This window comes from Treponema sp. UBA7570, assembly GCA_002477955.1.
Classification (GTDB): domain Bacteria; phylum Spirochaetota; class Spirochaetia; order Treponematales; family Treponemataceae; genus Treponema_D.
In genome coordinates, this window is sequence record DLLE01000054.1 from 1182 (window position 1) to 12681 (window position 11500).

Genomic DNA, 11500 nt, shown 5'->3' on the forward strand with positions numbered 1-11500 from the left:
CGAAGCTCGATATATCCGCGCTCGCCCCGTGGCTCCAGCTGAATGCGCGGATTTTCGTCATCCCACTGGTAGCCGATGACGGACGGATTGTAGCTATTCATTGCCGCCTGCACCGTGCGGATTGTCTCGCAGTAATCCTCCTCGCGGAATGGCTGGCCTTGAAACATCAGATATTCCGCTTTTGGCAGATGAATCGTATCGAAGCCTTCGGGAATCATTCCCATGTAGCCGGTTTCGACTTCCACGCCCTGAACGTATGTTGAGGTTCCCGGCTTCTTGTACTTTTCGGGCAGCCACATTGCGACCGGTTCTCCGCAGAGCGACTTCATNNGAAGCCCTTTCCAGCTCTAGCCAGAATTACATTCCTGTTCTAACAGGAAGCGCTTTCCGCTTGGAACAGGAAGGCTCTTTTTGCTCTAAATTGTTTTAATAGCAGGTCAAATGTCGAGTTTTAGGATTTCTTGAAATTCCTAGTCATTATCGGGCTTGACCCGATAATCTCTTGCATTTTTTAAGCATGATTGCCGTGTCAAGCACGGCAATGACAGTAAATTTACAAAACTCGAAATTAAGCCTAGCAATTAAAATAATGGAGATTAAGTTAACATGAAAAGTTTTTATGGCCGTAAAAAGCACGAAATACACTTAGTTAGCGCACTAATAAACACCCATTTACTGCACTAATTGCCTCTTTATTACCATGCTAACAAGGCTGTCATTGCCGTGCTTGACACGGCAATCTATCCAATGGATTATCGGGTCAAGCCCGATAATGACAAGCAGGGCAGGCTCAAGAATGGCAGCCGTTTAGAGATTCCCGCATCAAGTGCGGGAATGACAAGTTGTCAAATGCGGGAATGACAAGTTACCAAGTGCGGGAATGACAAGCTGTCGGGCCGGATAAGGACAAGTGAGGAGAGCCCGATAATGACAGTTATGATAGATAGTAACAGAAAAACTTAGCCCGGATCGGAACGGCGCGGAGCGTTCAAAGGGAGGAAAAGTTTTCCGCCCTTTGAATGGAGCGAAAGCGGAACCGTGCAGAGCCGGCTTGTGGCTGTGGTGCGCTCCTAAAAATAAAAAAAAAACGATGATTTTGACTGATTTTCAAAACCACCGTTCTTTTAGTTTTAGGCTTTATATTTTTTAGGCTTTTTTGTAAGCGTCAAACTGCTCAAGCACGTCCTTGTCTTTTTTTGTAATCAACGAAACTGCCACGGCAAGAACAAGACAAACTACAAATCCCGGAACTATTTCGTAAAGATTGAAAATTCCGCCAGAAAGCTTGTGCCATATTACTACAACAACGCCGCCGCCGATAAGTCCGGCAATTGCGCCTTTTGCTGTCAATCCGCGCCAGTAAAGCGAAAGAAGAACCAGCGGGCCAAATGTTGCTCCAAATCCGGCCCAGGCATAAGAAACCAGGCCAAAAATCGAAGAATTCGGGTTAAGCGAAAGCAAAAGCGCAATCAGGGCAATCAAGAATACTGTAAAGCGGCTTACGTTCAAAACCTCTTTTTCGCTTGCGTTCTTTTTTATAATTCCCTTAAAAATGTCCTGTCCAACAGCGGAAGAGGCCGCCAAAAGCTGCGAGTCGGCGGTTGACATTGAAGCCGCCAAAATTGCGCAAAGGAAAATTCCTGCAATAAAAGCCGGATAAATATTCTGCATTGTTACTGAAAAAATCGTTTCTGCGTCGCCTGTCGCTTTTACACCTTCAACAACTGTTCCTGCGTCAAGACCGAGGACAATTCCGTGATTTAACAAGAATGCGGTTCCAGCTGTTCCGATTACAAATGTTCCAATATACGAAACGACCATCCAGGAAATGCCGATTCTGCGCGCTTTTTTAATTGATTCCGGAGAGTCAATTCCCATAAACCTTACGATAATATGCGGCATTCCAAGATAGCCGAGCCCCCACGCCAAAGCGGAAACAATATTCATTGCGCTGTAACTTTTGTTTGCGACAAACGCATTCTTGAGAGTCTCGCCAAAATTTCCGGCAACGGCGCGCGCGTCAAAACTCTGGACACTGGCAAGGGCCGCAGAAGGACCGCCCAGCGAAATTACTGCAATTGTTCCCGAAATTACGATTGCAAAGAAAATCAGCGCTCCCTGAATAAAATCCGTCGTACAAACGGCAATGTATCCGCCTGTAATCGTGTAGCACAAAATTACTACAAGACCGATTGCAAGGCCGGCATGATACGGAAGTCCAAAAACCGAATTAAAAAGCTTTGCACAGGCAACAAAACCCGAAGCTGTGTAAATCGTAAAGAAGAACACGATAAGAATTACGGAAATAACCGAAAGAAGGTTGCTCTTGTCGTTCAGGCGGTTTTTAAAAAATTCAGGAATAGTAATCGAGTCGCCGAACGAAACCGAACATTTGCGCAAAGGCTTAGCGACAAAAAGCCAGCTAATGTAAGTTCCAACGCACAAACCAAGAGCAGTCCAAAAAGTTTCTTTTACGCCGCCAAGATAGCAAAGGCCGGGAAGTCCCATCAAAAGCCATGCAGAAGAGTCAGAAGCTTCGGCCGAAAGCGCAGTTACCCAAGGACCAACATTTCGTCCGCCAAGAAAAAAGTCCGAAGAAGTGTTGTTTTTGCTTGTATTGCTCAAGCCAACATAAATCATTGCGCCCAAGTAAAGAACAAAAGCGCTGATTTTTGCTATCAACGTCCAATCCATAAGTTACTCCCATATTGTTTCTATATAACAATACAATTTTACAAAAAATATCGTGTTTATTCAATTAAAACTAAAAACTTATAGCTATAAAATGGAGCACATTTTTCTCTCAAACCGTCCCTGCGCAGTTCCGCCTTTGCTCCATTAAGGGGCTGCCCCAAAAGCATCTGCCATTATCCTGCTTGCCGCCATTATCATACTTGTTGTCATTATCCGGCTTGTTGTCATTATCCGGCTTGACCGGATAATCCCATGCGGATAGCTTCCTGTGTCGTGGCACAGGAATGACAGGGGCAAGTGCGGGAATGACAAGCAGCCGCCACACGACAACGACAAACAGACATAGCAAGAAAATGACATTTAGAGCTTTTTGGACACCCCCTTAACGCTGCGCGCTGCTCCGGCACGGGCTAGGTTTTGCGTTCTTAAAAGATTTATTGTTTTTTTTGCATTTTGCGGTCAGTTCAATTTTGTCCGCTTAAAAAACTAAAGAAAAAGCCTAAAAACTTTTGAGCCGCGCTTTTCGTTCCACATTTTCCGGCGTTTTTCTGGAAGAGAGTCAACCGAATCAGGCTTAAACCCCTGGCTTTCAAACCAGTCGGCGGTTTGCGTTGTCAAAATAAAAATGCTTTCAAGATTTATAGTTTTTGCTTTTTCGATAAGATAAGCAATCATTTTTGGCCCGATTCCAATATGCGCAAAAGTTTTATCAACCGCAACGGCCGCAATTTCTGCCTGTGTCCTGTCGTAAATATGCAGGGCAGAGCAGGCGCGGACCGCGCCGTCAATTTCAAAAACAATGTAATCGCTGTAAGACGCTTCGAGCTGCTCTTCTGTGCGCGGAAGCAAAATTCCATCCAACACAAAAGGCCTTATTATAGAAAGCACCTGAGAAATATCTTCGCGCCGCATTGCCCGGATTTTTCCATAATCCGACGAATAGACCATCGTTCCGGAACCCAAATTGCTAAAAATTTCGCAAGGCAAAGTTCCGTCAACATTGCCGTTCAAAATATGCGCACGGGCAACGCCTTTTTTACATGCTTCCTTAGAAAGCTTTAAAATCGAAATTATGTTTTTGCGCAGGGCGCTTTCTTTTTCAAAAACACCTTTTTTGCCAGAAGATTTTAATTTTTCTTCATCTTCGTTAACCGAAATAAATTCTTCAGCTTCCTCAATATTCAAAGCCGGCACATGGCCTTCCGGCGAAAGTCCAACTCCCTTTGGAAGATTAAAATTTCTTTCTGTAATTTCGCCGTCCGGCACAAGAAAAAACAGCTTGTCCGCCTTCAAATGAACAGCCAGCTGAGTTGCCAGCTGCATCGAAGAAATATTGTAAGGTTTTCCGTTCAAGCTCCAGCCAATGCACGGAAAAATCGGAATAAAACCGTCTTCCAAAACAGTTTTCAGGCTCAAATCGTCAATTTTGTCAATTTCGCCGGCAGTTCCAAAATCAATTCCGTTTATAACGCCTTTTCCGCGCGCCCGAACCCAGTTTCCGATTACAGCGGTTATGTGCTCTCCTGCAAGGCTTGTCATTACGTTGTTTGCAACTTCAAAAGCGGCGGTTTTTATAAGCTCCATTGCCTGCGGAGAAGTAATCCGGCTTCCGTTGCAGCTCGTCCATTCAATTGAATTTTTCGAAAGAATTTCATCGATTCTTTTATGCGCGCCGGGAACCAAAAGAACTTTCAATCCAGACTGCTTTATAAGCCCAATATCGTGAATATGGCTCGTAAACATTGGCGAATCAATAATTCTGTCGTCAATATAAATCACGACAATCGCGTTGCTAAACCTTCCAATGTATCGGATTACATCGCGAATACTGTCCGCCCTTTCTTGAATCGATTTTTCAGCCTGCGTCATATTTTTTCCTTAACGATTTTTGTTTTCTTCTATTTTATTATTTTGCATAGAAAAAACGCAACCACAATAATCCTGCCGCCAAAGTCCGTATTCGTCCGAAAGCTGAGTGCTCCTTAAAAATCCGCCTTTTTTCTTAAAATCCGAAACCAAAAATCTCGTCTTTGCAAAACCGCCATTTTCCGCCTTTTCCAGCGCAATTCCAATTTCGTTTATCATCTGGCTGTCTTTGTGCGGACTTATGCTCAAAGTTGTCGTAAACCAGTCAAAACCATTCTTGCAGGCAAAATCCCAGGAACGGCTCATTCTCAGCCTGTAGCATCGGCGGCACCGTTCCCCGCGCTCCCTTTCTTTCTGAAGCTCAGCTTCGTTTCTGACATTTGTCGCGGCAAAAAAATCTTCCGGATTATAATCGTCAACAACGAGCTTAACCTTGTTTTTTAAGGCATCAGGAAAAACCTTCAAAAATTTTTTTAATTCTTCAAGCCGCCTAAAATACTCATTTTCCGGGTGAATATTCGGATTATAATAGTAAACAGTTATATCAAAAATTCCAGAAAGATACTCAATTACATAACTGCTGCAAGGTCCGCAGCAAGCATGCAGCAAAAGCGAAGGTTTAGCTCCGTCCTTTTTCTGCGAAAACTGCGAAATAATTTTTTCAAGCTCTTTTTGATAATTTATTTTTTCCATTTTTGGGGATTTTCGGGCGTTATTTTTCTGCCAATTTAAGTCATTTTTTCTGCGTTCTATTTAACCGTCAGACCGGCCGCTCTGGCTTCGCTTGCGCTCATTGCCTCCGGCAACTTCGGCCGCCGCGTCCGCCGCAGCATTGCTTGCGCCGCCTTTTTAAATTAAAAAAGGGCTTAAAGATAAAACTTATCAAAAAGCCCGGATTCAGCGGCAGATTCTAAAAAGAATTATTTTTTCTGGTAAGACTTTACGAATTTTTACTGCAACTAAACTAAAATAAATTTATAACAGAATATTTTAATTTAACAGGCAATATCCTGCGCTTTTTCAAGAAAAACCGACAATTTTTCACGCTTTTAAAAGTCCTTTTGCAAATTTTCTGTCAGCCATTTTTTCGGCTTCTTTGTAAAAAATCGCAACATTTCCAATTATTCGCACAAGAGTCGAATCTGTTTTTTCTTCAATCGTTCTTGCAAGTTCTTTTTTTTCGTCTTTAAACTCGTTAAATTTCACTTTAATAAGTTCGTGAACTTTTATAACTGCCAGAATTTGCTTTATCTGCTCTTCTGTTACTCCGGCGCCGCCAATCAAAACAAAAGGCGTCATTGGCTGAGCTGATTTTTCCAGGAACTTTCTCTGTTTGCTAGTTAATTCAATCATAAAAGAAATAATATCTTTTGTAGAAAAAAATATCAATTAAAGAGATTTTTCACTTAATCAACCGCAACTTATTGGTTATTTTGATACATTTTCAATAATAAGTAAGTCTGTTTTTGTAAGTAATTCAGATATAAATTCTTAAAATGAACAGCGATAAAAGTCTTGGCGAAATAATCGGCGACAACGTCAAAAGAATCAGGCACGAAAAACACATTACACAAGAAAAATTATCCGAAAAAAGCGGTGTTGCTGTTAACACAATCCGCAATATGGAAAAAGGACGCTGGCCGTCCGCACACACTTTAACAGCAGTTTCCAGGGCTCTAAATATCGATGCAAAATTTCTTTTGAGCTACGATTCCGACCAAATGTATTTAAAGGAAGAACTTCAGTCAAAATTAAATCAGGCAATTGAATTTATTTTGGACAAGCCGGCTTCAAATCTATATTCGCTAAACCACGTTTCTGACAGAAATAAAAAATAGCCGCTTGCTTTTTTTATTCCTAAAAAAATTGCGCAAGCCTCGCGAAGATTTTGCTTTTGTGGACAGCAAAGTTTTAATTCGATATAATTTTTCTATTATTTTAAAGGCAATTAAACGCGAAAATTAGAGGAAAATCATGCCAAAAATTGAAGTAAACGAAAATCTTTTTTTTAATCTTCTTGGAAAAAAATACGACTTTGACACTTTGGAAAAAAAGCTTACTTTTGCTAAAGCTGAACTCGATGAAAAGCCGGATATGTCTCAGCCGGAAAATGAACGCGTTATTAAAATCGAATTGAACGACACGAACCGTCCTGACCTTTGGTCTACCGGCGGCGTTACCCGTCAGCTCCGTATTCATGAAGGCGCAAAACGCTCAAATTATTCTTCTTTTTTGTCTAAAAAAGGCAGCGTAAAGGATTGCGCAGACCGTGTAATTACGGTTGAGCCGGAAATGAAAAATATCCGTCCGTATATGGTAAGTTTTGTAATTTCTGGAAAACCAATCGACGATCCAATGTTAAAGGATATTATCCAGACTCAGGAAAAGCTCTGCTGGAACTTTGGCCGCAAGCGCCGCTCAATTTCTATGGGCGTTTACAGAATGGCTGATATTAAGTGGCCTTGCCATTACAAGGCTGTTGATCCTGACAAAACTTCTTTTGTTCCTTTGCAGTGCGAGCAGCCTATGACTTGCCGTCAGATTTTGACTGAACATCCAAAGGGCAAAGATTTTGGCTGGATTATAAAAGATTTGCCAAAATTTCCGCTTTTGACAGACGACACTGGCGAAGTTCTTTCGATGGCTCCTGTTATCAATTCCGCAACACTTGGAGCAGTGCAGGTTGGCGACAAAGACCTTATGGTTGAGCTTACTGGCGACAACATGGAAAACCTTATGCTTTCTGCAAATATTGTTGCCTGCGACTTTTTTGATGCAGGTTATGAAATTTTGCCGGTAAAAGTTGTTCATCCATACGAAACTGCGCTCGGAAAAGAGATTGTTGCTCCGTTCTATTTCCAGCCGTCAACAAAAACAACTCTTGCGGCAATCAATAAAAAACTTGGCTGCGATTTGACAAAAAATGAAGTTTTGGATGCGCTTGCCAGAATGGACAACGATGTTTCTGCCAAAGATTTTGACGCTTCTGAAAAAACTGCAAATTATCTCAAGGCAAATAAAAACGATGTTGAATTTGTTCTCAATCCGCCTCCATACAGAAACGACTTTTTACACGAAGTCGATATAATCGAAGATGTCATGATTGGCGTTGGCCTGGACAATTTTAAGCCTGTTCGTCCAAGCGATTTTACAGTCGGACAGCTTTCTGACGTTACGCTTTTTAGCCGCAAGGCAAAAGAAATTATGGTCGGTCTTGGCTATCAGGAAATGATTTTTAACTATCTGGGTTCAAAACGCGACTATATCGACCGCATGTGCGTAAGCTCAGAAAATGTAATCGAAATTTCAAACCCTATGAGCGAAAACTACCAGTTTGTTCGTCCTTCAATCATTGCTTCTCTGTTGAGGGCAGAAAGTCAGGCTGGACAGGCTGTATTCCCCCACAAAATTTTCGAAATCGGAAAAGTTGCTTTTCTGGATTCAAGCGAAAACACAGGAACAAAAACAATTCAGTCACTTGGATTTATGACAGCCTGCAACAATGCAAACTTTAACAGTCTTGCAAGCGAAGTAAGCGCTCTTCTTTATCTTCTCGACCACAAATATGACGTAAAAGAAGTTGAAGACCCTCGCTTTATTCCTGGAAGACAGGCTGCAATCATGCTCAACGGTAAACAAGTTGGTGTTTTTGGCGAAGTTCATCCGCAGGTTTTGGAAAACTGGGGAATTATTGTTCCTTGTGTTGCCGGCGAAGTTGACATCGAAGCCCTCATGCCAAAAGAAAAACCACATTCAAAACCGGCAGAAAAAGCGAAAACTGAATCAAAGCCAGCTGGAAATGTAAGCCCTGCAGAAACAGACCCGGCAGCTTACTTTAACAGCCACATCGAGCTTTTAGTTGCAAAAATCGAAAAAGTTGAAACAAATCCGCAGGGCGACAAACTGTATGTTGAGACAATGGACGACGGTTCTGGCACACCAAGAATTATTCAGTCTGGATTGCGCCCATATTTGAAAGAAGAAGAGCTCCTCGGAAAACACGTAATTATTGCGGCAAACTTAGCTCCACGCAAAATGAAAGGCGTAGAAAGCCGCGGAATGTTGCTTGCCTGCGATTATACAGAAGACGGAAAAGAAAAAGTTGAGCTTTTGACCGCTCCGTGGGCCGCTCCAGGAACTGTAATTTCTTTGGAAGGAAGCGAGCCTTGCGAAAAACCTGCAAAAATCGACATTGACAAGTTCTGCAAAGTAAGTTACAAAATCGAAAATCATAATTTTATGATTGCAGGAAAAAAAGCTCTCGCTGCTGGAAAAGAAATTACAACAGAAAAAGCAGACAACTGTGATGTAAAATAACCAATTCTTTGGTGGTTGCGCTTATCTTAAACAAAAAGACCGGAAAATAACCGGTTTTTTTGTTTTAAATTGCCTTTCCATTTAAAAATTTTTCTACAAGTTTTCCATTTTTGTAAATCAATTTGAGCGAAAAAAACGGCGCATTTGTGTGCAGAAGCCGGAGAAAAATTTTGTCGCCTTCCCAAAGCTCCAGACTTTCAATTTTTTCAAACGGAACCCATTCCAAACAGCCTTCGCTGCAATCAATGAGTTTGCCTTCGAATTTGTCGGAAGTATAAAGACACATATACTCAGCCTCGTCTTCATCCGAAACAAAAGTGACAATTCCTCGAAAAGCAAATTTTTTGAGCGTAAGTCCGGTTTCTTCCTTAACTTCCCGCAAAAGGCAGTCTTCCGGACTTTCATGATGCTCAAAATGACCACCGACTCCAATCCATTTGTCGTGGTTTATGTCGTTCTGCTTTTTTACGCGGTGCAGCATCAAGTAAGAATTATTTTTTTCGATATAGCAAAGAGTTGTAAGTTGAGATTTCATAAAACTGATTATACCACAAGCAAAAGTTCAAAAAAATATAACTTGCATTTTCTTGAAACTTTTTGACAAATCCTGTAACATTCAATTTTAGTATGGCTAGCCGCAATGTAAAAATGTGTTCAACTCTCATTACTAAAGTTTGCGCTCATATTGTTTTTATCTGTTAATTTGTCAGCCTGTTTCTTTTTGAAACGGGCTTTTTTTTTGAAAAACCGATGCTTCCGGGTTTTAGGGCGGAGCCCTAGGAGAGGGGGTAGTGGAAAAGCCAACAAAGCATAGCGGCTTGGCTTTGGAGCGAGGGGGAGACTTTCCCCTCCTAAAAATAAAATTGGTTTTTATAAATTTTAGGAGTATATATGAAAAGAGACGACATTAAGAAAGTTCTGATTATCGGTTCAGGCCCGATTGTTATTGGTCAGGCATGCGAATTTGACTATTCGGGAACTCAGGCTTGCAAGGCTTTGCGCGAGCTTGGCTACAAGATTGTTTTGGTGAATTCAAATCCGGCTACAATTATGACCGACCCTGTTATGGCGGACGCGACTTATATTGAGCCTCTTAATGTCGAAAGAATAAGCCAGATTATCGAGAAGGAACGGCCGGACGCGCTTCTTCCGAACTTGGGCGGTCAGACTGGACTTAACATGGCGATGGAGCTTAACAAGTCTGGTGTTCTAGACAAGTACGGTGTAAAAGTAATCGGTGTTAATCTTGACGCGATTGAGCGGGGAGAGGACCGCGAGATTTTCAAGGAGACAATGAAGAATCTTGGAATCGACACTCCTCGCTCTGATATTTGCCATACTGTAGAGGGCGCGGAAAAAATCGCTGAGGAAATCGGATTTCCGCTTGTTGTTCGTCCTGCATACACGATGGGCGGAGCCGGCGGCGGATTCTGCTACAATGTCGAGGAGCTCCGCGCGATTGTCTCAAACGGACTTGACCTTTCGCTCACTCACCAGTGTCTTATTGAAGAGTCGATTTTGGGCTGGGAAGAGCTTGAAGTTGAGGTTGTGCGCGACGCAAAGAACCAGATGGTCGCAATCTGCACAATCGAAAATATTGACGCGGTTGGAGTTCACACAGGAGACTCTTTCTGCGCCGCTCCTTTTATGACGATTGACAAGGAACTCGAGCAGAAGCTCCAGAAAATGGCATTTAAAATCGTCGAGAACATCGGCGTAATCGGCGGAACAAACGTTCAGTTTGCTCACAATCCTAAAAACGGAAGAATCGTAATCATCGAAATCAACCCAAGAACTTCGCGCTCTTCGGCTCTCGCTTCAAAGGCGACAGGATTTCCGATTGCCTTGATTTCTGCAAAACTTGCTGCCGGTCTCACGCTTGACGAAATTCCTTACTGGCGCGACGGAACTTTGGAAAAATACACTTTGGGCGGCGCGCCTGACGGAGACTACGTTGTTCTTAAATTTGCTCGCTGGGCTTTTGAAAAATTCCGCGGAGCGAAGGATGAGCTTGGAACTTCAATGAAAGCTGTCGGCGAAGTTATGGCGATTGGAAAGAATTTTAAAGAAACTTTCCAAAAAGCAATCCGCGGTCTCGAAAACGGACGCGCTGGACTTGGCTTTGCAAAAGACTTTAACAAAAAATCTGCCGAGGAGCTTTGCGAAATGCTCAAGACCGCTTCTTCTGAAAGATATTTTCAGCTTTATGAGGCAATCAGAAAAGGCGTTCCGCTTGAGACTCTTTCAAAAATCACTTACGTAAAAGAATATTTCCTCAAAGAAATGAAGGAAATGGTTGACCTTGAGGAAGAAATGCTCAAAAATCCAGGACGCGTTCCGGAAGACAAGCTTTTGATTAAGGCGAAAAAAGACGGATTCAGCGACAAATATCTTTCAAAAATTCTCAAGGTTGCAGAAAAAGACATCCGCAAACGCCGCAACGAGCTTGGAATTAAGGAAGCATGGCTCAGAGTTCCTGTAAGCGGAGTAGAAAATGCCTGCTATTATTACTCAACATACAACGCAAAAGAAGACACTTCTGTTGCCACTGACAACAAGAAAAAAGTAATGATTCTTGGCGGCGGACCTAACAGAATCGGACAGGGAATCGAGTTCGACTACT

At 42.4% G+C, this 11500-nt stretch carries 8 protein-coding genes and 1 pseudogene; 3 read left to right on the forward strand and 6 right to left on the reverse strand.

Annotated features, from left to right (window positions below; translation table 11 throughout):
* The 5 genes and pseudogenes from B4N75_RS06825 to B4N75_RS06845 form a co-directional block, all read right to left on the reverse strand.
* Positions 1–329, reverse strand: a pseudogene (locus B4N75_RS06825) (AraC family transcriptional regulator); the annotation flags it as partial.
* Positions 330–1146: 817 nt separating this feature from the next.
* Positions 1147–2694, reverse strand: coding sequence for a sodium/proline symporter PutP (gene putP, locus B4N75_RS06830; RefSeq protein ID WP_296706962.1), 1548 nt, complete (start codon positions 2692–2694; stop codon positions 1147–1149).
* A 486-nt stretch (positions 2695–3180) separates the two neighbouring features.
* Positions 3181–4563, reverse strand: a complete 1383-nt coding sequence (gene argA / locus B4N75_RS06835; RefSeq protein WP_296668599.1) for an amino-acid N-acetyltransferase — start codon at positions 4561–4563, stop codon at positions 3181–3183.
* A 9-nt stretch (positions 4564–4572) separates the two neighbouring features.
* Entirely contained in the window at positions 4573–5253 is a 681-nt protein-coding gene (locus B4N75_RS06840) for an epoxyqueuosine reductase QueH (RefSeq protein WP_296706963.1), read from the reverse strand.
* A 348-nt stretch (positions 5254–5601) separates the two neighbouring features.
* A complete protein-coding gene (locus B4N75_RS06845; RefSeq protein ID WP_296016402.1) occupies positions 5602–5913 on the reverse strand; it encodes a YhbY family RNA-binding protein in 312 nt (103 codons plus the stop codon).
* A 143-nt stretch (positions 5914–6056) separates the two neighbouring features.
* Between B4N75_RS06845 and B4N75_RS06850 the strand changes: the two genes are divergently transcribed.
* Complete coding sequence (locus tag B4N75_RS06850) at positions 6057–6398, forward strand: helix-turn-helix domain-containing protein (protein ID WP_296016400.1); 342 nt, start codon at positions 6057–6059, stop codon at positions 6396–6398.
* Between the two features lie 136 nt (positions 6399–6534).
* Complete coding sequence (gene pheT, locus B4N75_RS06855; RefSeq protein ID WP_296668592.1) at positions 6535–8877, forward strand: phenylalanine--tRNA ligase subunit beta; 2343 nt, start codon at positions 6535–6537, stop codon at positions 8875–8877.
* A 64-nt stretch (positions 8878–8941) separates the two neighbouring features.
* On the opposite strand, the gene B4N75_RS06860 is transcribed toward pheT, so the two are convergent.
* The gene (locus B4N75_RS06860; RefSeq protein WP_296668588.1) at positions 8942–9412 is read right to left on the reverse strand and encodes an NUDIX hydrolase; all 471 of its coding nucleotides are present in this window, start codon (positions 9410–9412) and stop codon (positions 8942–8944) included.
* Between the two features lie 356 nt (positions 9413–9768).
* Between B4N75_RS06860 and carB the strand changes: the two genes are divergently transcribed.
* On the forward strand, positions 9769–11500 hold a 1732-nt coding region (gene carB / locus B4N75_RS06865), incomplete at its 3' end, for a carbamoyl-phosphate synthase large subunit (protein ID WP_296706965.1).